Source organism: Bradyrhizobium sp. HKCCYLRH2060 (genome assembly GCF_051168135.1).
Lineage (GTDB): Bacteria > Pseudomonadota > Alphaproteobacteria > Rhizobiales > Xanthobacteraceae > Bradyrhizobium.
The window spans coordinates 477,723-500,303 of the sequence record NZ_JBNPUK010000002.1; the positions used below are offsets into that span (position 1 = coordinate 477,723).

Sequence of the window (22,581 nt, forward strand, 5' to 3'; positions counted from 1 at the left end):
CTCCCGATCTCATCCGCAGATATCTGCGCAGCATCCTCCAGAGTTCTCCATGTCGAACGTCCTTTCAGGCTCAAAGCCGCCCACTGCCTCTTTACCTCCGCGACCGATGTCGTCGGCGCTGCTCGCGGCGACAGCCTTGCTGTGCTCCGCCGCTGAACCCGCCAGCGCGCGCCCCGCGGCGTCGCTGCCGACCGTCACCGTCGACCCCGCGCGTCAGCGCACGGCCAAGCCTCGTCCCCGGCCTGCGGCAAGCCGCGAGACTCACGCACCGGCCCCACACGCCACGGAAGCCACCACGCAGCAGAAAGACACCGGCCCAACAGCTGCAAGCCGCACGCTGCCGCCGCAGGCCGGCTTCGAGCGCGGTCTCTCCTCGAGCGATTCGGCAGGCCTCGTCACCGACCTGCCGGGCGGCGCAGCCTGGGGCGCCGGCGGCGTCTCCAGCCTGCCCGCGATCAACGGCATGGGCGCCGACCGGCTCCAGGTCGCGATCAACTCGATGCTGATCTCGCCGGCCTGCCCGAACGAGATGAATCCGCCGCTGTCCTTCGTCAATCCGGCGATGATCGCGAAGATGCGCGCCTATCTCGGCATCGGCCCGGTCTCGGTCGGCGGCGACTACATCGGCAGCCGCATCGATGTCACCACGGCACCGCCCGCCTTCGCGGCGACCGACGGCTGGATCGCCAGCACCCGCGTCTCCAGCTTCTTCCGCAGCAACGGCAACGCCTATGGCGTCGATGCGACGGCCACGGCCGCCAACCGCGACACCAGCGTCACCTACACCGGCGGCTGGGTCAGGTCCGGCAACTACAAGGCCGGCGACGGCACCACCGTGAAGTCGACGCTGTACGAGACGCAGAACCACGCCATCAGCTTCTCCAAGCGCAGCTTCGGCAACCTGTTCACGTTCCAGGTGGGCGGCCAGTTCATCCCCTACCAGGGCTATGTGAACCAGTACATGGACATGGTCTACAACCGCGGCCTGTTCGCCAACGGCCGCTACGAAGGCACGTTCGACTGGGGCCTGATCGAGGCGTCCGCCTTCGTGCATCAGATCCGGCACACGATGGGCTTCATCGCGCCCGACAAGGTCGCCTCGATGCCGATGGACACCAAGGGCCTCGACGGCGGCTACGCGATCAAGGCGACGCTGCCGGTGTCGGGCCAGGACCTCCTGCGCGTCGGCAACGAGCTTGCGCTCAACCGGCTCGACGACTGGTGGAGCCCGGTTGCCGGGTCGATGATGATGGGGCCGAACAGCTTCATCAACATCAACGGCGGACAGCGCGACCGCATCGGCACCTTCGTCGAATGGGAGCGGCACTGGGATCGGCAGTGGACGTCGATCGTCGGCCTGCGCAACGACATCGTGCGGATGAACACCGGCAACGTCTCGGGCTACAACGCGATGATGTACGGCGCCGATGCCACGGCGTTCAACGCCGCCGACCATGCCCGGACCGACGTGCATCTCGACGGCTCCGCGCTCGTCCGCTACGAGCCCGACGCGATCAGCCAGTTCGAGCTCGGCTTCGCGCGCAAGACGCGCTCGCCGAACCTGTATGAGCGCTACGCCTGGTCGACCAATGCGATGGCGATGCAGATGATCGGCTGGTTCGGCGACGGCAACGGCTATGTCGGCAACCTCGACCTCAAGCCGGAGAAGGCGCACACCGTGAGCTTCACCGCCGGCTGGCACGATCCGGCGCAGAAGCTGTGGGACGTCAAAGTGACGCCCTATGCCAGCTACGTGCAGGACTACATCGACGTCGACCGCTGCAAAACGGCGAGCTGCCTCGCCAGCAACCCCGCCAACCTGACGACAAATACCGGCTTCGTCTATCTGCAGTTCGCCAACCACGACGCCACGCTGGTCGGCGTCAATGTCGAAGGGCGCCTGACGGTCTGGGACGACCTGACCTACGGCCACGGCCAGATCCGTGGCCTGATCGGCTACGTCAGGGGCTACCGCACCGACGGCGTCGACCTCTACCACATGATGCCGGTCAACGCGAAGCTCGCGCTCGATCATCATCTCGGCGGCTGGACCAATTCGGTCGAGCTGCAGCTCGTCGGCTCCAAGAATGTCGTGAGCCAGGTCCGCAACGAGCTGACCACGCCGTCCTACGCGCTGGTCAACCTGCGCACCGGCTACCAGTGGCAGCACGTGCGGCTCGATCTCGGCGTCGACAACCTGTTCAACCGGACCTATGACCTGCCGCTCGGCGGCGCCGATCTGGTCGACTATCAAGTGGTGTCGATGATGGGCTCATCCGCGGCCTACGGCTACGCCGTCAAGGGCCCTGGCCGGTCGCTGAATGCGCGGCTTAGCGTGAACTTCTGACGACGGGCCGGCCCGCGGCGCGAACATCGCGGGCCGGCATGTCTCAGGAGGTTTCGAGCGCGTCGAGGAATCGCGACAGGTCCTCCCACAGATCGCCCGGCTCCTCCAGCCCGATGCTCAGCCGCACCAATCCCTCCGCGGCATTCCATGCGCGCACCGTGCGATCGGCCGTGACATCCATCGGCGCAATCAGGCTGTGGGTGCCGCCCCAGGAGGCGCCGATGGCGAACAGACTGAGATGTCCGAGCGCCGGATAGATCCGCGCGGTAAACTCCGGCCTGATGACGACGCTGAACACCGTGCTCGCAGCCTTGAAGTCGCGCGCGAAGATTTCGTGGCCGGGACAGGACGGCAACGCCGGATGCAGCACGCGCGCGACCGCCGGCGACTGTTGCAGCAGCTCGGCAAACTCACGCGCGACGCGTCCCGAATGCGCCATGCGGACTCCCATGGTCTCGATGCCGCGCAGCGCCAGCGCCGCCTCATCCGGCGACACGCCGATACCGAGCACGCCCAGCACGTCCTTGAGCGCCTTGCGCAAGCTCAGGTCCTTGACGGTGATCGAGCCGAGCAGCAGGTCGGAATGACCGCCGACATATTTGGTCAGCGCCTCCACCACGAAATCGACGCCATGCGCCAGCGGCTTGAACAACAGCGGGCTCGCCCAGGTGTTGTCGCAGCCGGTGAGCACGCCGCGCACCTTTGCGGCCCGCGCGATGGCCGGAACGTCCTGCACCTCCATCGTTCCCGAGCCCGGCGATTCCAGCCAGATCAGCTTCGTGCTGGCATCGATGAGATCGCTGATGCCGCCGCCGATCAGCGGGTCGTAGACCTCATGCGAAATCCCGCGCGCGGCGAGATAGTTCGCGCACAGATGACGCACCGGCGGATAGACGTGATCGGGGATCAGCACCTTGTCGCCGGGCTTGAGCACGGCGAGCATCGTGATCGCGACCGCGGCCTGTCCAGACGGGACCAGCACGGTGCGCTCGCCACCATGCAGCGCGCTGATCTGCGCCTCCAGGGTCCGCGTCGTCGGCGTGCCATGCAGGCCATAAGTGTAACCGTCGAGACCACGCTCGGCGCGCCGCGCAAAGTCCTGCGGCTCGTCATAGACGATCGTCGAGGCGCGATGGGTCGGAACCGCCAGCGACTTGAAGCCGTCGTGCGACACGGCGGGGTGCTGAACGCAGCGGGTGAGATCGTGCATGGAAACCTCGTGAGACAATGCTGACGGCCATCTTAGCGCAACGGCGCGAGCAGCGCGCTCAGGTGCAAGCACGTACAGAAGTCAAAATCCTTTGTGCTGCGCAGCTAGCGCTTCGCCGGCAGCACGAACACCTGGCCCGGATAGATCAGATCCGGCCGGCGGATCTGCTCGCGATTGGCGCGGTAGATGACTGCGTAGCGCGTGCCCTCGCCGAGGAGCCGGCGGCTGATGTGCCACAGGCTGTCGCCGCGTGACACGGTGATCGTCCTCGCGCCGCTGCGCGCGGGTGACGCGGCAACGTCCTTCAGGTCGGCCGGCGACGCCGATGCAAGCTGCGTGCGCGCGCCGGGAGCACCGCCGCTTCCCTGCCTCTGGCCCCCCGCCGCAGGCAGCGAGGCCGTGGTCAGCGCCTCCGGCACATTCAACGGCACCTCGGCCCGCGCCTGCACGGCGCCGGTCTTGGCATCCACCTCGTCGAGCCGCAGCCGGTCCTTGCCGGCCCAGGCGGCATCCTTGATGGTCGTCGCGACGCGGCCATCTGCACCGGCCGTCGCGGTGTCGACCAGCCGGTCGTTGAGATAGATCCGGACGGTGGCCCCGGGCCGTGCGCGGCCGCCGACGCGCAGATTGCCGTTCGGCTCGAAGTCGACGGCCTCGACCGCGACCGCCAGCGGCACCGATGCGGCCGGCTTCGACAGCACGCGTGTCGGCTGGTCCGGCGCGATCACCGCGACGGTGGCCGGGCGCTTGCCGGCCTCGACCACCACCGCGACGCTCTGCTTGGACGAGATCTCGCGGCCGTCCGGCTGCTTGGCCCGCAACGTCAACTCGAACGTCCCGGCGGGCAGCGGCGGCGGCACCATGGAAAATTGCCCCGAGCGATCGGCCACCACTCGCGCATGCGGCTCGCCGTTGCGCAGCAACTCGACAGTGGCGCCGGGCGCCGCACGGCCGGCAACGACGGTGTCGCCCGACGGCTCCACGCTGACGACGTCGAACGACGGCCCATCGCTCTCGGCCGCCGGCGGCGCCACCGGCGCCAGCAGCGCAGCCAGTCCGCTGGCCTGTTGCTGCGCGCTGGCGAGCGCTGCCGCGGCTTGGCTCGCGCCGCCCTTGTCTGCCGCACCCGGCTCAGCCGCCGCAGCGCGCTGCGGAGCAGCGGGCGGACCGTCTGTCGGAGCGCTCGGCGCGGTCGCGCCAGTCCGGCTCGCAGACGTCCCCTCACGCTTGAAGATCGGGAGGTCGAGACCGAAGCCCTGCGCGAACGCAATGGCCAGGCCCGCGATCGCGAGCGCCGCAACGGCGCCGCCACCCCAGATCAATCGTCCGCCGTTTCCGATGCTCATGCGGTGATCCGTCCTGTGCAAACGAGGCGCGGAGACGACGGCTCCGTCAGCGGGAATCTTGCTTTGCACATAGCATCATACAGGGCGGAATGCCATTGCCCCGCGGCTGGGGGCAGCGATCGAGCCGCCCAACTTCCCAGTCAACTTGCGAGGTGTGACTTCCCCGCGCATCGGCAAAGCGCCAATCAGCCGCGAGCCCGCAGTGTCGAACCAGGCCCCCGTTGCAGAGCATGTCTGAGAATGCGGCAGAGCCCGACAATCACAAACTTTCCTATTTCTTTTTTCCAGAAGTCGTGTATGATCCGCGCATCCCGCCTCGTTGCGAGGGGCGTACGCGTCGTCACGGACGTTGGGGCGGGATGCGGTGGACGTGGGCTGCGATGCACGACGGGCATGGCGGCCGCGAACGATGAAGTCGCGTGGTCCTGACCTCCCGATGCTGAGGCCAAGTTCGTGCCGGTGCAGATGCGCTGGTGCGGATGACGGGGGCAAGAAAGCCCGGTCCCCGGGGAGATCGCGTATAAGTCGTTAAAAACCATCGCGCAGGGAATGCCGGTTACGGCTTTGCCTGTGGTACCTGCCGCCTGCATTTTTTTCGCAGGCGGGCCATGGGTGAGGCCTTCACCCGGCATTCCCTGCGCCCTCGTCTCGAGGGCTCGCTGCCGAAAGCTCGGACGCCCGTGCGTTACGAGGGATTTCGCATGCTCTATTGCTGATTGCTTGAGACGGTATCCGGCTCTCGAACCATCGCAATGCACAACGCGTAGTCTTACGGTGCCCATCTTTTACGCAACATTTAACGATCGGACCGCCTTCTCGCGTTCGTCCGAAGTTCAAATTCCGAATCCGATTCAATGGGCAGGTGGAGTTCATATCCGTGCGCAAGAATCTACCGGTCACGACCCATGAATACCCGATCACCGACGAGACGCTCATCGTCTCGCGCACCGATCTGAAGGGCAAGCTGACCTATTTCAACGAGCAGTTCGTCGATGCCGCCGGCTTCACTCCCGACGAGCTGATGGGCCAGCCGCACAACATCATCCGCCATCCCGACATGCCGGAGGCGGCTTTCGCCAACCTCTGGGACACGCTGAAGCAAGGAAAGCCGTGGGCCGGCGCCGTCAAGAACCGCCGCAAGAACGGTGACTTCTACTGGGTGCAGGCGACCGCGTCGGCCATCCGCGAGAATGGCGAGATCACCGGCTACACCTCGATCCGCACCAAGCTGCCGGCTGAGCAGCGCGCCGAGGCCGAGAAGGTGTACGGGCTTCTCAACCAGAACAAGGCGCAGGACTACACCATCAGCGCGGGCATCATCCGCCGCCGCTCGGTGTTCGACCGCCTGTCGCTGTTCACGGGTACGCTCAAAGCGCGCCTGACGACCTTGGCCGCGGTGCTGGGCGTGTTCATGTTGATCATCGGCGCGGCCGGCCTGATTTCGACCCGCTCCACCAACGTCGCCATGAAGTCGCTCTACGAGGATCGCACGATTCCACTGGCGCAGTTGTTCGAGATCAACGATCGCACCTTGCAGAACATGTCGTCGCAACAGTCCGCGGCGGCGAACGGCAAGGCCGGAAAGCCGATCGACGGCATCAGGGCGCTGGTGGACGGAAACAGCGCGAGAATCACCAAGGTCTGGGCCGACTACATGGCGAGCTACTTGACCCCGGAGGAGAAGATTGTCGCCGATGCCTACGCGATCAGGCGCAAGGCCTATCTGGAGGAAGGCATCAGGCCGGGACTGGCTCTGCTCGAGCAGGGCAAGTTCGACGAGGCGAGCCAGCATATCGCCACGAAGGGACATGATCTGTTCGAGGCCGCCAAGCACGAGCTCGACAAGCTCGTCGAGATCCAGGTGAAGGAAGGCAAGGCGCTCTACGAGGAGGCCGAGAGTCAATATCTGGTGGTGCTCGCGATCATTTCGGTGATGATCCTGGCGGGCATCGGAATCGGCGCCACGTTCAGCCTGCAGAGCATCCGCGCGGTGCTGCGGCCGCTCAAGGTGCTCAACGACGCGATGCAGAACATCAGCCAGGGCAAGCTCGACAACCGCATCCCGGTGGAGCGCGACGACGAGATCGGCGAGGCGCTGCGCAACCTGCAGACCGTGCAGGCCATCGTCCGCTTCAACAGCGAGGAAGTGAAGGCTGTGCAGCACTCGGCCGAGGTCAAGCGCAAGGCCGGAATGAACAAGCTCGCCAGCGAATTCGAAAGCGCGATCGGCGGCATCGTGCAGACGGTGTCCTCGGCCTCGTCCCAGCTCGAGACGTCCGCCGGCACGCTGACCTCGAACGCGACGCGCTCGCAGGAGCTCGCCACCACCGTGGCCGCCGCGTCCGAGCAGGCCGCGACGAACGTGCAGTCGGTCGCCTCGGCCACCGAGGAGCTGACCTCGTCGGTGACCGAGATCAGCCGGCAAGTCCAGGAATCGGCGCGCATCGCCAACGGCGCCGTCGATCAGGCGCGCACCACCAACGACCGCGTCAACGAGCTGTCGAAGGCGGCCGCGCGGATCGGCGACGTGGTCGAGCTGATCAACACCATCGCCGGCCAGACCAACCTGCTGGCGCTGAACGCCACTATCGAGGCGGCGCGCGCCGGCGATGCCGGCCGCGGCTTCGCGGTGGTTGCGTCCGAGGTCAAGGCGCTCGCCGAGCAGACCTCGAAGGCGACCGGCGAGATCGCCCAGCAGATCTCGGGCATCCAGGCGGCGACGCAGGAATCGGTGTCGGCGATCCGGGAGATCAGCACGACCATCGAGCGGCTGTCGGAAATCTCCTCGACCATCGCCGCCGCCGTCGAGCAGCAGGGCGCGGCGACGCAGGAGATCTCGCGCAACATCCAGGAGGCGTCGCGGGGCACCACCGAGGTCAACACCAACATCGTCGACGTCCAGCGCGGCGCCTCGCAGACCGGCTCCGCGTCGGGAAGCGTGCTGTCGGCGGCGCAGTCGCTGTCGCAGGAGAGCGACCGGCTGCGGCAGGAGGTCGACAGATTCCTCGACAACGTGCGGGCGGCCTGAGCCGCCCCGCTCTCATCGCCCGGTCAGCCGGATCGGGCGCCCCTGACTGATGAAGGCGTAGTGGCCGGCGCCGATGCCGCCGACCATCAGCGCCTCGACGACGGGCTCGGCGATCTCACCGGTCGCGGCCCAGTCGACGACGAAATTGGCGCCGGTGCCGCCGCGGGTGTCCTTGACGGGCACGAAGATCTCGACGGTCGCGAACGGCCTCAAGGCGACGGGCTCGCGCAGATGCGCCTCCACCAGCGTGCCGGCCGTGTCGTAATAGTTGATGCGCCGGACGATCAGAGGCCGCTGCTCGGAGGCGTTGTGGATGCTCAGCGTCACCGAGAAATCGGCCTGGACCCGGCCCGGGGTCATCGCGACGCTGGAATAGACGGGGACGTAGACGGCGCCCGTGACCGTGACGGGCTGCGCCGGAACTGGCGTCAGCGAGCTCGCGAAAGTCGTGGTCACGTCGTCGGCCGCCTGCGCCGCGCCGGCCGCAACAGCTGCGATGAGCAGCAGCGCGAATGCGCCGGTCCGGATGTGACAGATTGCGGGTTTCCTTGCGCGGCGGCCCGACATAAGTTGCCGCCTCGGGGGTTGCTTCATGCATGAACTGATCGGCGACATCACGCTCTGCATCCTGTTTGCGTGGGTGCTTGGACTGGCGGCGCACAGATGGCGCCAGCCCTCGATTCTCGCTTATCTGGTCGCGGGCTTCGCCATTGGCCCCTTCGGCACCGGCTGGGTCAAGTCCCAGGAGTCGATTTCCGTGATCTCGGAACTCGGCCTGATCTTCATGCTGTTCATGATCGGGCTCGAGATCGACCTCAAGAAGATCATCCGCGCCGGCCCGGTGATTCTGATTGCCGGCGGGGTCCAGCTGCTCGGCGGCGCCGCGCTCGGCATCCTGTTCTTCGTCGCGATCGGCATGCGGATGGGCGCCGAGAGCTACGACGCGCTCTATCTCTGCGTCGCCTGCGCGCTGTCCTCGACCGTCATCATCGTCAAGGTGCTGTACGAGAAGCGCGAGCTCGACACCCTGCCCGGCCGCATCACGCTCGGCGTGCTGGTTCTGCAGGACGTGTTCGCGATCCTGTTTCTGGCGGTGCAGCCGAGCCTCGACGACCTCCATGTCAGCGTGATCCTGCTGTCTTTCGCCCGCGCCGGCACGCTGGTCGCGATCGCCCTGTTGCTCAGCCGCTACGTCTTGCCGCCGGTGTTCCACCGCATCGCGCGCACCCCCGAGCTGATCCTGCTCGGCGCGCTGGCCTGGTGCTTCCTGATCGGCGAGATCGCAGAAAGGCTGCACCTGTCGCGCGAGATGGGCTCACTGGTTGCGGGCGTCTCGCTCTCGACCTTCCCCTATGCGCTCGACGTCACCGCCAAGGTCACGACCCTGCGCGATTTCTTCATCACGCTGTTCTTCGTCGCGCTCGGCATGACCATCCCGATCCCGACGCTGTCCGTGGTCGGGCTGGCGCTGGTGATCGCGCTCTTCACGGTGGCGAGCCGGCTGCTCACCACCTTTACGCCGCTCTACATGATGCGGCAGGGCCTGCGCGCCAGCCTGCTGCCGGCGCTCAACCTTGCCCAGATCAGCGAATTCTCGCTGGTGGTGATCCAGACCGGCGCCGCCGCCGGCCACCTCAAGAACGGCACCTCGAGCGCGGCGTCCTTTGCCTTCGTGCTGCTCGCGGTGCTCTCGACCTTCGTCATCGTACGCTCTGACCCGATCGCGCGGCGAAGCATCCCGCTGCTCAAGCGGCTCGGGCTGCGCGACCTCGATTCGAGCAAGGACGGCGAGGCCGGCCATGAGGGCGGGCACGGCGCCGGACGGCCGATCGTTCTCCTCGGTTTCTTCCGCACGGCCAGCGCCCTCCTCAGCGAGATCGAGCGCAACGAGCCGGCGCTGCTGGAACAGATCGGCGTGGTCGATTTCAACCCGGTGGTCTTCCGCACCCTGTCCGATCGCGGCATCCAGGTGACCTATGGCGACATCAGCAATGTCGACACGCTGATTCACGCGGGGGTCGGCCAGGCCGAGTTGATCATCCTGAGCATCCCGGACTCGCTGCTCAAGGGCGCCAACAACGAGAAGCTGGTGCGCCACGTGCGCAGCATCAATGCAACGGCCAAGATCGTCGCGACCGCCGACCTGCTCGCCGACGTCAACGACCTCTACGATGCCGGCGCCGACTATGTGACCGTGCCGCGGCTCAGCGATGCGCAGGTGCTGCTCAACCTGATCCAGGACGCCAGCGCCGGGCTCCTCTCCGAGCGCCGCAGCCAGGCCGAGGCGATGCTCGCCGACCGCCGCGAGGTGCTGCCATGAGCCGGGCGCGTATCCATCTCCGACACAATCTCTGATCCCGCTGGACTTGAATCATGGCAAACACGAGCGTTCACGTCGTCGATCACCCGCTGGTCCAGCACAAGCTCTCCTTGATGCGCGAGCGTGACCGCTCGACCAAGGGCTTCCGCGAGCTCCTGAACGAGATCGGCATGCTGCTGGCCTATGAGGTCACGCGCGACCTGCCGCTCGAGCTCGTCGACATCGAGACACCGATCGCCCCGATGAAGGCGCCGAAGATCGCCGGCAAGAAGCTTACCCTGGCGCCGATCCTGCGCGCCGGCGTCGGCTTCCTCGACGGCATGCTGGCGCTGATGCCGTCCGCGCGCATCGCCCATATCGGGCTCTACCGCGATCCCAACACGCTGCAGGCCGTCGAGTACTATTTCAAGGCGCCGCAAGACCTGAGCGACCGCACGGTGATCCTGATGGACCCGATGCTCGCGACCGGCAACTCCGCCTGCGCGGCTGCCGAGCTGCTCAAGACGCGCGGCGCCCGCGACATCCGTTTCGTCTGCCTGCTGGCGGCACCAGAAGGCATCGCCAAGTTCGAGAAGGAGCATCCGGACATCCCGATCTGGACCGCAGCGATCGACGAGAAGCTGAATGACCACGCCTACATCGTGCCCGGTCTCGGCGATGCCGGCGATCGGATGTTCGGCACGAAGTGATCGTGAACGGTTCAGCAGGACGGTCGCGGTGAAAGGCGAATGACACTGAGGATGCGACCATCGATCACCAGCAGCGCACTCCCGATCACCAGCGCACCGCTGATCTCCCGCAACGAGATGCTTTCGCCGAGCACCAGCGACCCGAGGAGGATCGTCGTCAACGGGATCAACAAGGTCACCAGCATCACGTTGGTCGCCCCGGAGCGGCGCAGGATCTGGAAGAACACGATATAGGCGAATGCCGTCGACAGCGCCGCAAGACCGATGACCGCGACCCACGTCTGCAGCCCGGGAAGCGGGAGACGCCAGGGCTGGTCGACCATGCCGGCGATGACCAGCATCATCACGCTCGAAGCCGAGAGCTGGAAGGTGGCGGTCGCGAGCGGCGGCGATTGGGCGAGATGGCGGCGCACCAGCAGCGCGGCGATGCCGTAGCTGAGCGATGCGCCAAGACCGAACAGAATGCCGTAGCCGCCGGCCGAGCCGCCGAGCCCCGATCCGCCTCGCAGGATCACGACGCCGACGAGGCCCACGATCAGGCCCGCAGCCCGCCGGACCGACAGCCTTTCATCCCCCGCGGCAGCCATTACCACGATGGTGAACAGCGGCGTGGTCGCGTTGAGCACCGCGGCAAGACCGGAGGTGATGAACGTCTGGCCGATCACGATCAAGCAGAACGGCACGACATTGTTGAACAGCGCCACGGCGAGGAACGGCAGCCAACCGACAATCCCCCTGGGAAAACCGAGCCCGCGCAGGCGCGCCACCGGCAGCAGAATCGCAGCCGCCAGCACGATGCGCAGCAGCACCAGCGTCAGCGGCGGCAATTCCTTCAAGGCGAGGCCGTTGAAGATGAACGACCCGCTCCACAGCAGCGAGAGCAGGCCGAGCAGCGACCAGTCTCGCGCGTCCATGCTCTCGTTCTGGGATGTCATCACGGCAACCGTGGTTCAATGTCGGCGTGAACGTTGCAAACAAGGCGGAGCGTGATCCACCCGCTTTCCGTCAGCGTCGCGCTCTACGGCGGGTCTTTCGGCCGCGAGATCAGCTCGATCATGCGGCCTTCGTCCTCATCCGGCATCGCCGCCTTCGCCCGCGCATAGGCGTCGACGGCCGCCTGGGCCATGACTGGGCGCTCACCGAGCAGTTCCTCGGCGAGCTGCAGCGCATAGGCTGCATCCTTGTGACGGAGTGCTGCGGTGAAGCTCGCGTCGGCGAAGTTGCGCGCGACCATGCGCGGGGCGTGGCGCAGCACCTGCGGGCTCGCCGCGACGCCGCCCTGGATCGCCTCGAGCACGAGATTCATGTCGAGCCCGGCCTGCTCGGCGATCGCGAGCCCCTCGGCGAGACCCGCGATCTGCATCGCGCCAAGCAGGTTGTTGATCAGCTTGTAGACGGTCCCGGTGCCCACCGGTCCGAAATGGCGAATGGTCGAGCCGATCGGCGCCAGATAGGGCCGCGCGCGGTCGAGATCGGCGGCGTCGGCGCCGATCAGCAGGGTCAGCTTGCCGCTTGCGGCCGCGTCGGGCAGCCCGGTCACCGGACAGTCGAGATATGTCACGCCGCGCGCATTCAGCTCGCGCGACAGGCGCAGCGTATGATCACGCGATACGGTCGAACATTCGATCGCAATCGTGCCGACCCGCATGGTGGCAGCGGCGCCATCCGGCCCGAGCCACACCGCGCGCGAGGCGTCGTCATCCGCAACCATGGTGACGACGGCGACGGCATCGATCGCCGCATCGGCCGGCGAGGTCGACCAGCGCGCGCCGCGCGCGATCAGATCCTCGGCCTTTGCCTTGTTGCGATTCCAGACCGCCACGGAATAGCCGGCATCGAGATAGCGACCGGCCATGCCGTGGCCCATCCGCCCGAGCCCGATGAAGGCAACGCGCGCCGCGCTCAATCCACGTCCTCGATTGCGGCGCCCGGCGTCGTGCCGAACGCGCGCTGTGCCAGCGTCGCGGCCATGAACTCGTCGAGATCGCCGTCGAGCACGCCTGCGGTGTCCGACGTCTGCACGCCGGTGCGCAGATCCTTCACCATCTGATAGGGCTGCAGCACGTAGGAGCGGATCTGGTGGCCCCAGCCGATCTCGGTCTTGGCCGCCTGATCCGCCGCCGCCTTCTCCTCGCGCTTCTTCAGCTCGATCTCGTAGAGCCGCGCGCGCAACATGTCCCAGGCCTGGGCCCGGTTCTTGTGCTGTGAGCGGCCGGCCTGGCAGACCACCGCGACACCGGTCGGGATGTGCGTCAGCCGCACCGCCGATTCGGTCTTGTTGACGTGCTGGCCGCCGGCGCCGCCCGACCGCATCGTGTCGACACGGACGTCGGACTCCTTGATGTCGATCTTGATGCTGTCATCGATGACCGGGAAGATCTGCACCGAAGAGAACGAGGTGTGGCGCCGCGCATTCGAATCGAACGGCGAGATCCGGACCAGGCGATGCACGCCGGCTTCCGTCTTCAGCCAGCCATAGGCGTTGTGCCCGGAAATCTGGATGGTCGCCGACTTGATACCGGCCTCTTCACCCAGCGATTCCTCGAGATACTCGACCTTGAAGCCGTGGGTCTCGGCCCAGCGCGTGTACATGCGCAACAGCATCTGCGCCCAGTCCTGGCTCTCGGTGCCGCCGGCGCCGGCATGGACCTCGAGATAGGTGTCGAACTTGTCGGCCTCGCCGGACAGGAGCGCCTCGAGTTCGCGCCGCGCGACCTCCTTCTTCAGCTCCTTCAGCGCATTCTCGGCTTCAGTGACGACGCCGGGATCGTTCTCGGCCTCGCCAAGCTCGATCATCTCGATGTTGTCGCTGAGCTCTCGCTCGACCTTGCCAATGCCTGTGAGCGAGTCCTCCAGCGAGGTCCGCTCCTGCATCAGCCGCTGAGCTTTTTGGGGGTCGTTCCAGAGATTGGGGTCTTCGGCGAGCTTGTTCAGCTCGGCCAGCCTTGCCGTCGATGTCTCGACGTCAAAGATGCCTCCTCAGCAGCCCGACCGACTGCTTGATCTCTTCTACGATTTTCTCGATTTCCGCGCGCATGTCGCTCTCTTCAGGCCGCGGCTCGAAGCGCCGCAGCATCGTCTCTCACAGGGGGATGTAACGGCGCTCGGCGCAAAGCGCAATCGCTCTGCACCGCACCGGCGTCAGTTTCAGCCGGCGCAATGCCTAATAGAGGCTTCCCGTACCTGGACGGATGATGAAGCTGCCTGCATCAGGCTGGCCGCCGCTCTGCGACGGCATCACGCGTCCATCGGCGTCGGCGACACCGATGACGGAGTAGTTGTCCGGGGGCGCCGTACCCGGTTTGAACGCTTCCATGATCGTGCGGCCGCCGTCGCCAGGGCTCGCGCGCATGCCCGTCTTGGCATCGACACGGACCAGCTTGATGCCGGCCGGGATCTTGAAGGGCGTGGCCGGCTTGTCGGCCAGCGCGAGCTTCATGAAGTCTTTTGCGATCGGCGCGGCCAGATGACCGCCGGTCGCAGCATTACCCCTACCGAGCGGCCGGGGCTTGTCGTAACCCATGTAGATCGCGACGGCGAGGTCCGGCGAGAAGCCGACGAACCATGCGTCCTTGGCCTCGTTGGTGGTGCCCGTCTTGCCGGCGATCGGCTTGCCGACCTCCTTCAGCACGGTCGCCGTGCCCGCCTGCACCACGCCCTCGAGCATCGAGGTGATCTGGTAGGCCGTCATCGTATCCAGAACCTGCTCCCGGCGGTCGACCAGCTGCGGCTCGCTCTGGTTCTTCCAGCCGTCCGGGGCGTCGCAGCCGCGGCACTCCCGGGCATCATGCTTGAAGATGGTGTGGCCGTAGCGGTCCTGGATGCGGTCGATCAAGGTCGGCTTCACCCGACGGCCGCCATTGGCGATCATTGAATAGGCGGTGACCATGCGCATGGCCGTGGTTTCGCCGGCGCCGAGGGCGTAGGACAAGTAATTCGGCAGCTCGTCATAGACTCCGAACCGCTTGGCGTATTCGGAAATCAGCGGCATGCCGACGTCCTGCGCCAGACGCACGGTCACCGTGTTCAGCGACAGACGCAGCGCGTTGCGCAAGGTCGTGGGCCCGAGATATTTCCCGTTGGAGAAGTTGTCGGGGCGCCAGACCTGCCCGCCCTGCCCCTGGTCGATCTCGATCGGTGCGTCGACGACCTGGGTCGACGGCGTATAGCCGTTGTCGAGCGCCGAAGAATAGACGATCGGCTTGAATGACGATCCGGGCTGCCGGTAGGCCTGCGTTGCCCGGTTGAACTGGCTCTGGTCGAAGGAGAAGCCGCCGACCATCGCGAGCACACGGCCGGTGTTCGGGTCCATGGCAACCATCGCGCCGGACACTTCGGGCAGTTGCTCGAGGCGATACTGGCCTTCGACCGGATTGCCTTCCTTGTACAGCGGATCGGCATAGATCACGTCGCCCGGCTGCAGCACCTGGGCGACCGACGTCGGCACCTTGCCGCGGCCGTTGGCCGTCGCAGCCCGCGCCCATTTCACGCCGTCAAGCGTGATCAGGCCGGTCTGGCGTTCCTTGCTGACGGCGCCGCCGAGTTCGCGCGGCGGCTGGAAGCCGATGCGGGCGGACTGGTCACTGGTCTCGAGCACTACGGCCATCCGCCAGGGCGAGATGTCGGAGAGCGACTTGATATCGGCGAGCTTCACACCCCAATCACCCGACGTGTCGAGCTTGGAGACGGCTCCGCGATAGCCCTGCTCCTGGTCGTACCTCACGAGTCCGGCGACCATGGCCTTGCGCGCCATGACCTGGATCTTCGGATCGAGCGTCGTCCGGACCGACAGGCCGCCCTCGTAGAGCTTCTTCTCGCCATAGCGCTCGAAGATGTCACGGCGCACTTCCTCGGCGAAATATTCACCCGCGAAGATGTGGGCGCCGGTGTTGCGGCTCGCGATCGTCAGCGGATCCTTGCGCGCCTTGTCGGCGTCGGCCTGCTTGATCCAGCCGTTCTCGAGCAGACGATCGACGACGTAGTTGCGGCGCTCGATGGCGCGGTCGCGGTTCCGGATCGGATGCAGGCTGCCTGGCATCTTCGGCAGAGCCGCCAGATAGGCGGCCTCGGCCACCGTCAGTTCGTTGACCGACTTGTCGAAATAGACCAGCGACGCCGCGGCGATGCCGTAGGCGCCGGAGCCGAGATAGATCTCGTTGAGATAGAGCTCGAGAATCTTGTCCTTCGAGTAGGTGCGCTCGATGCGCATCGCCAGCAGCGCTTCCTTGATCTTGCGGGCGAACGACACCTCGTTGGTCAACAGGAAGTTCTTGGCGACCTGCTGGGTGATGGTGGAGGCGCCCTGCGGCCGGCGATTCGAACCGAAGTTCTGGGCGTAGACCACGGCAGCGCGCGCCATGCCGGTGAAATCGATGCCGCCATGCTCATAGAAGTTCTTGTCCTCGGCGGCGAGGAACGCGTTGATCACGAGCTTGGGAACCGCCTGGATCGGCAGGTACAGCCGGCGCTCCCGGGCATATTCACCGACCAGCGAGCCGTCGACCGCGTGCACGCGCGTCATCACCGGCGGCTCATAATCCTGCAGCTGGGAGTAGTCAGGCAGATCCTTGGAAAAATGCCAGATCAGGCCGGCCGCTGCTGCCACACCGACCAGGAACAAGACGGTACCGGCCGCGAACAGGAAGCCCAAAAACCGCACCAGAAAGCGCATCGGCGAATATCCGTTCCAACTCTTGTTTCGTCTCTCGGCTCGGACGCGGCGCACCCACAGGCGCTACCGCCAAAAATCACACGGTCGGCTGCAATGCCGCGTGACCCATGCCAGAGAAACGCACGGTCAAGCCTATCAGCGGTCAAGCCTATCACAAGTCTGCCGAGAAGGAATCCTCACTGATTCCGGGTGCCTCGCAGCACGTTTATACGGATGTTGCTGTGGCCAAACTAGGGCTTTGCGCGGACCGCCATCGGCTTGTCCGGCCTCTCGGGGCCCGCATTGGCAATGCGCTTGGCCAGAAAGGCATCGATCGCCCGCGCCATTGCGTCCGCCGTGCGCGACCGCCATGCGTCGGAGACCAGGTTCCCCATATCGCCCTTATTGGAGACATAGCCGAGTTCGACCAGCACGGATGGCACGTCGGGCGCCTTGAGGACGCGGAAACCGGCCGATTTCAGCGGGCGCTTATGCATATGCACCGCCGTCTTCATGTCGTTCATCAGCACACGGGCGAACCTGTTGGAAAACGTGCGTGTTTCCCGGCGGGCCAGATCGATCAGGATGTCGGCGACGTCGGCCGGCTCCTCGGTCAGATTGACCCCGCCGATCTGGTCGGCGCGGTTCTCGGTCTCGGCCAGCCGTTCCGCCTCGACGTCGGACGCCTTGTCCGACAGCGTGTAGATGGTCGCGCCCTGCGCAGTGCCCTCACCCCGCGGCAGCGCGTCGGCGTGGATGGAGACGAACAGAGCCGCCGATTGCTTCTGGGCGATGCGGACCCGGTCTCCGAGCGGGATGAAGGTGTCGTCGTCGCGGGTCATGACCACGCGGAACTTGCCCGACCGTTCCAGCCGGTCGCGCAGCGCCTGGCCGAAGGCAAGCACCAGATTCTTCTCCGGCACCTCGCCGCCCTGGGTGCCGTAGTCGATTCCTCCATGACCGGGGTCGATCACGACCACGGGCCGGGTGTCCGGCGGGCCATCGGTCGGAGGGGTGGCGATGGCGACCGTCGTCGGTGGCGGCCGGACTGCCGGCGCGGGGGTCCCTGCGACCGCGACGGACGCCGTCGCGGAACCCGAATCGGCAGGCCTGGCCCGGCTGTCGCTGCCGATGGCGCGGGCGAAAGTCGCCTCGTCGACCTCCTCCAGTTCGAGCACCAGCCGCGGCGGCTGGCCGTTGGCGGCATCCAGCACCGTGGAGTTGGCGATTCGGGCCGGGCCGGTGAGATCGAAGACGATGCGGGATCCACCGGGCATCACCATCCCATAGCGGAACGCCTTCACCAGACCACGGCCGCTGGTCCCGGCTCCCGTGGGCAGATGAAAGCTGACCTGGGGCAGGTCGACGACGACGCGATAGGGTTCGCTGAGCAGGAAGGCTCGAAACGGCACCGTCCGGTCGAGATCGAGCACGAATCGGGTCTGTCGGGAATCGCCGGCGACCCGTGCATCGGTGGCGATCGGGAACCCGGGCCCGACTACGGCAGGCGGAACCTGGCCGACCGGCCCGCTCTGGGCGCGGGCCGGAATGGCGGCCGCGCATAACATTTGCGTGACGCACAGTGACGCGCATCCCAGCAAGGAAAGGTAATTCGCCCGGCCAACTGCCAAATCGATGCCTCCGCGGGATCGTCTTACCGCAACCAATCCCAGGGGTTAATCGCCAAATTTTGTCATTTTCGTTAAAGGCCACCGATTGTTGCGGTTCCGCGACGCTTCGCTTGCGCGACCTGACCATTCCTCGTATGTACGAAGGGCTGAAGGCTAATCCTTACTGCCGGTTGTGTCGCGTTCAACCTCCGGTGAAACGCCGGAAGCTTCGTGATCGGGGTGCTCGGTATCGAGTCCTTGATCGTGGCGGAGATTCCAGCGCCTTTCCGACGCTCCACCAAAGCCTGCGCGATCCCGCGCGGCCGCAACGGAGAGCCGGTCACGAGCCGAGTGGCGCCTGTCAGGGCGCCTCCTCGCAGAGACCGCCCGGGCACCAGGTCAGACACGGTATAGCCTGATACCGCGCCCGTGACAGGGTGGGTATTCGATCCAGGCAAGCGTTTCGGCGCAATCTGGCCTTCGGCAACAGAGAAGGCGGCACCCGCTGCCGCCCACATATTCCAGACGGGCCGACGCTTGATGCGCCAGACTGAGTTGCCAACCATGACCAGCGGACGATCCGCGCCGATGCGGGGCCAGACCCCCGCCCGGCCAATCGCCCCGCCGGCATCAGGGTTGGCGCGGCGCGACCAGCTGCGTTTAGGCCTTCCCCTCACCCCCGAATCAGGTGGACCGTCGCGTCATCCGACAGCGCGCCACGCGCTCGCGGCCAATCGCGCCCGTCGCCTCCAAGAGTTCCAATATGCCCAACAAGATGTTGATCGATGCTACCCACCCGGAAGAGACCCGGGTCGTTGTCGTCCGCGGCAACCGCGTCGAGGAATTTGATTTCGAAACGGCCCAACGCAAGCAGCTCCGCGGCAACATCTACCTCGCCAAGGTTACCCGCGTTGAGCCTTCGCTGCAGGCCGCCTTCGTCGAGTATGGCGGCAACCGCCACGGCTTCCTCGCCTTCAGCGAAATCCATCCGGACTACTATCAGATCCCGGTCGCCGACCGGCAGGCTCTGATCGAAGCCGAGGAGCGCGCGCACCGCGAAGCCGAAGAGGAAAGCGAGAACCGCTCCAATCGCCGCCGCAACCGGCACCGCAGTTCACGGCGCCGCGGCAGCGGCGAACGCGTCCAGAGCGAGATCGTCGAGGCCGCCGAGGCGGGCCTCCCTGCCCAGACCGAGGGGCATGAGGCCGACCACGAGGCGCCTGAGCACCACGCCTATGCGCAGGACGATCAGCCGCACGCCGACGCGACCGAGGCGCAAGGCTTCTCCGAGGGCCCGGTCGAGACCCACGACCAGGACGCGCCGGGCGAAGCTCAACAAGGCGCAGCCGACGAATCGCACGGCCATGCCGAAGAACCGCATGATGCCGTCGCCGCGCAGGCCCACGACGCCGCCGCCGAGCAGCCCACTGGCGAAGTCGCGCAGACCGGCGACGCGCCCGCCACCGAGGCAGCCAGCCCCGTCCTCGGAGCGGACGAGCACGCCGACGAGCATGACCATGAGAGCCACGGTCATGACGAGCATCATGATGGCGAGCACGAGCATGATGAGCTCGATCATCACGAGCACGACCATCACGAGCATGATCACGATGAGCACGATCACGACGATGACGTCGCTCCCATGGCCGAGCACGCGGATCACGGCGTCACCATCGTGCCCGGCGACGAAAACGGCTCTGAGGCCGTGTCCGGCGACCACGAGGACGACGAGGACGACGGCGAGGAGATCGAGGAAGAGCTCGTCGAATCCGTCGGCGGCGACGACGTGCTGGAAGAAGTGCCGGAGCGCACCTTCCGTCCGCGCCGGCAGTACAAGATCCAGGAGGTCATCAAGCGCCGCCAGGTGATGCTGGTGCAGGTCGTGAAGGAGGAGCGCGGCAACAAGGGCGCCGCGCTGACGACCTATCTGTCGCTCGCCGGCCGCTACGCCGTGCTGATGCCCAACACCGCCCGCGGCGGCGGCATAAGCCGCAAGATCACCTCCGCGCAGGACCGCTCGCGCTTGAAGGAAGTGGTGCAGGACCTCGACGTGCCCGAGGGCATGGGCGTGATCCTGCGCACCGCCGGCGCCAACCGCACCAAGCCCGAGATCAAGCGCGACTTCGAATATCTGCTGCGGCTGTGGGAAACGGTCCGCGACATGACCTTGAAGTCGCAGGCGCCGACGCTGGTCTACGAGGAAGGCTCGCTGATCAAGCGCTCGCTGCGCGACCTCTACAACAAGGAGATCGACGAGATCCTGGTGGCCGGTGAAGACGGCTACCGCGAGGCGCACGACTTCATGAAGATGCTGATGCCGACCAACGTCCGGGCGGTGAAGCAGTATCGCGACGGCCAGCCGCTGTTCTCGCGGATGGGCGTCGAGAGCCAGCTCGACGCGATGTTCTCTCCGACCGTGCAGCTGCGCTCCGGCGGCTATATCGTGCTCAACCAGACCGAGGCGCTGGTCTCGATCGACGTGAACTCCGGCCGCGCCACGCGCGAGCATCACATCGAGGACACCGCGCTCAAGACCAATATGGAGGCGGCCGAGGAAGTGGCGCGGCAGCTCCGTTTGCGCGACCTCGCCGGGCTGATCGTCATCGACTTCATCGACATGGACGAGAAGCGCAACAACCGCTCCGTCGAGCGCAAGCTGTCGGACTGCCTGCGGCAGGATCGCGCGCGCATCCAGGTCGGCCGGATCTCGCATTTCGGCCTGTTGGAGATGTCGCGCCAGCGCATCCGTGCCAGCGTGCTGGAAAGCTCGACCGAGCCGTGCGCGCATTGCGGCGGCACCGGCCATGTGCGCTCGGTATCCTCGGTGGCGCTGCAGCTGCTGCGCAGCCTCGAAGAAACGCTGATGAAGGGCGCGACCCACAACCTCGTGGTCCGCACCCGCACCGAGGTGGCGCTCTACGTGCTCAACCACAAGCGCGGCCATCTGCGCGACCTCGAGAACAGCTTCAAGGTCTCGCTCGCCGTCATCGCCGACCCGAGCGTGAGCGGCCAGCAATCCTTCATCATCGATCGCGGCGAGCAGGTGCATACGCTCGAGGCCGCCAAGGCGCTGCTCGCGGCGCAGGCCTCAGCCCCACCGCTGGTGGCCGAGGACATCTACGACGAGGAAGAACCGTTCGACATCGAGACGGAATCCGAGGTCGAGACCGAGGAGACCGAAGGCCTGTCCGAGGACACGGCCGACGGCAGCGCTGTCGAAGGCGAGCGGGACGGCGCGCGTCGCAAGCGGCGCCGGCGTCGGCGCGGCCGCGGCAGCGAGACCCGCGAGGGCGCGCTGCCTGAAGGAACGGCCGGACTGCAGCCCGCGGAGCCGGGCCCTGCCGCCGACCAGTCAGCCGAGGACTCCGACGGCGAAGACGACGAGTCGGAGGAACAGCCTGCGTTCGCCCAGGGCGAGCAGACGGATCAGCCTGGCGGCGAGCGGCGTCCGCGCCGGCGTGGACGTCGCGGCGGTCGCCGTCGGCGCGGTGGCGCGGAAGAAGGTCTCGCCGCGTCGATCGGCGACGAGCTCGCGCCAGCTTCGGCATCGGAGGCAGAAGCCGCCGTGGCCGATTTCGACGGCAACGGCGCTTCCCACCACGACGAGGAAGAACCGGCAGAACCCGCGGCGCCGGTCCAGGCGTCGGCCGCAACCGAGGCCGATGAGCCCCTCGCTGGCGCCTCCGCGCCAATGCCCCAGGCTGCTCCCGGTCAACCCGAAGTGCAGCAGACCGAGGCTCCGAAGACGGAATCCGAGAAGACCCCGCGGCGTTCGACGGTTCGCGAGAAGGTCAGCTTCCTCACCGAGCCCAGGCCGGAGAGCGCGGTTTCGGCCGTCAACGTCGCCGAGAGCAGCACGCCCGCTCCGGCTGCCGACGTCGCGGCGTCCGAATCGGTTGCCACCGAGCCGGCGGCCACCGATTCCTCGTCCCCTGCGGCCCCGCGCCGGGCCGGCTGGTGGTCCCGCCGTTTCGGTGGCGGGCAGTAGCCCCCGCTCTCCGACGCTTCAATGCAAAACGCCCGGCCAGATGGCCGGGCGTTTTTCATATGGCGTATGGCGATCGTTCCTGGCCGTGACGACCGGAGGCCGCTCAAGCCACGTCACGGCCGTCTCGACATCCGACGGATCGATCTGCTGATTGAGCCGTCTCTGCAGGAGATCATGGTCGCGTTCGTCTTCCCGCCACGAGACGAACACGGCGGCCGTGCCGTTGCCGGTGATGTTGGTCGGCGCACGCGGCTCGCGCATGAACTCGTCGGTCGAGCACACGATCGCCATGCCCGGAACCAGGGCCGGCTTCACGACCGACAGCGTTGCGGCCAAGGTGACGAAGACGGCAACGTCAACGCCGCTCGTGCCCTTCAATGACGAAGGGTGCAC

General features: G+C 66.5%; 13 protein-coding genes and 1 pseudogene. 5 read left to right on the top strand and 9 right to left on the bottom strand.

The annotated features are described in order from the left end of the window. Positions 1-49: 49 nt before the first annotated feature. Positions 50-2,347, top strand: a complete 2,298-nt coding sequence (locus tag ACQR10_RS06005) for a TonB-dependent receptor domain-containing protein (RefSeq protein WP_434911895.1) — start codon at positions 50-52, stop codon at positions 2,345-2,347. A 43-nt stretch (positions 2,348-2,390) separates the two neighbouring features. Here the strand turns inward: ACQR10_RS06005 and ACQR10_RS06010 are convergent, their stop codons facing one another. Together ACQR10_RS06010 and ACQR10_RS06015 are read right to left on the bottom strand one after the other, a co-directional pair. Continuing rightward, complete coding sequence (locus tag ACQR10_RS06010; protein WP_434895174.1) at positions 2,391-3,557, bottom strand: trans-sulfuration enzyme family protein; 1,167 nt, start codon at positions 3,555-3,557, stop codon at positions 2,391-2,393. Positions 3,558-3,661: 104 nt separating this feature from the next. Continuing rightward, positions 3,662-4,903 (bottom strand): LysM peptidoglycan-binding domain-containing protein, encoded by a 1,242-nt coding sequence (locus ACQR10_RS06015; RefSeq protein WP_434911896.1) that lies wholly within the window; start codon positions 4,901-4,903, stop codon positions 3,662-3,664. Positions 4,904-5,780: 877 nt separating this feature from the next. Between ACQR10_RS06015 and ACQR10_RS06020 the strand changes: the two genes are divergently transcribed. Then, a complete protein-coding gene (locus tag ACQR10_RS06020; protein WP_434911897.1) occupies positions 5,781-7,931 on the top strand; it encodes a methyl-accepting chemotaxis protein in 2,151 nt (716 codons plus the stop codon). A 12-nt stretch (positions 7,932-7,943) separates the two neighbouring features. Here the strand turns inward: ACQR10_RS06020 and ACQR10_RS06025 are convergent, their stop codons facing one another. Then, positions 7,944-8,498, bottom strand: coding sequence for a DUF3124 domain-containing protein (locus ACQR10_RS06025; RefSeq protein ID WP_434839476.1), 555 nt, complete (start codon positions 8,496-8,498; stop codon positions 7,944-7,946). Positions 8,499-8,523: 25 nt separating this feature from the next. Between ACQR10_RS06025 and ACQR10_RS06030 the strand changes: the two genes are divergently transcribed. After that, positions 8,524-10,251 carry a cation:proton antiporter gene (locus tag ACQR10_RS06030; RefSeq protein WP_315800150.1) on the top strand — a complete coding sequence of 576 codons (1,728 nt, stop codon included), beginning with the start codon at positions 8,524-8,526 and terminating at the stop codon, positions 10,249-10,251. Between the two features lie 53 nt (positions 10,252-10,304). Further along, positions 10,305-10,940, top strand: coding sequence for a uracil phosphoribosyltransferase (upp, locus tag ACQR10_RS06035; RefSeq protein WP_315800151.1), 636 nt, complete (start codon positions 10,305-10,307; stop codon positions 10,938-10,940). A gap of 11 nt (positions 10,941-10,951) precedes the next feature. On the opposite strand, the gene ACQR10_RS06040 is transcribed toward upp, so the two are convergent. The 5 genes from ACQR10_RS06040 to ACQR10_RS06060 form a co-directional block, all read right to left on the bottom strand. Further along, positions 10,952-11,875, bottom strand: a complete 924-nt coding sequence (locus ACQR10_RS06040) for a DMT family transporter (protein WP_316215717.1) — start codon at positions 11,873-11,875, stop codon at positions 10,952-10,954. Between the two features lie 83 nt (positions 11,876-11,958). Then, the gene (locus tag ACQR10_RS06045; RefSeq protein WP_316215716.1) at positions 11,959-12,846 is read right to left on the bottom strand and encodes an NAD(P)-dependent oxidoreductase; all 888 of its coding nucleotides are present in this window, start codon (positions 12,844-12,846) and stop codon (positions 11,959-11,961) included. Beyond that, a protein-coding gene (prfB, locus tag ACQR10_RS06050; protein WP_315737783.1) for a peptide chain release factor 2 occupies positions 12,843-13,977 on the bottom strand; the annotation gives its coding sequence in 2 pieces (ribosomal slippage) (positions 12,843-13,907 and positions 13,909-13,977; 1,134 coding nt in all). The genes ACQR10_RS06045 and prfB overlap by 4 nt, the downstream gene beginning before the upstream one ends. 126 nt (positions 13,978-14,103) lie before the next feature. Next, positions 14,104-16,611 (bottom strand): penicillin-binding protein 1A, encoded by a 2,508-nt coding sequence (locus tag ACQR10_RS06055; protein WP_315800153.1) that lies wholly within the window; start codon positions 16,609-16,611, stop codon positions 14,104-14,106. A 230-nt stretch (positions 16,612-16,841) separates the two neighbouring features. Next, complete coding sequence (locus tag ACQR10_RS06060; RefSeq protein ID WP_316236709.1) at positions 16,842-18,158, bottom strand: N-acetylmuramoyl-L-alanine amidase; 1,317 nt, start codon at positions 18,156-18,158, stop codon at positions 16,842-16,844. An 805-nt stretch (positions 18,159-18,963) separates the two neighbouring features. On the opposite strand from ACQR10_RS06060, the gene ACQR10_RS06065 reads away from it, so the two are divergent. Then, on the top strand, positions 18,964-22,188 hold the full coding sequence (locus ACQR10_RS06065; protein WP_410051394.1) for an Rne/Rng family ribonuclease: 3,225 nt from the start codon (positions 18,964-18,966) through the stop codon (positions 22,186-22,188). Positions 22,189-22,299: 111 nt separating this feature from the next. Here ACQR10_RS06065 and ACQR10_RS06070 read toward each other — a convergent pair. Next, positions 22,300-22,563 (bottom strand): annotated as a pseudogene (locus ACQR10_RS06070) (dicarboxylate/amino acid:cation symporter); the annotation flags it as partial. Between the last annotated feature and the right edge of the window lie 18 nt (positions 22,564-22,581).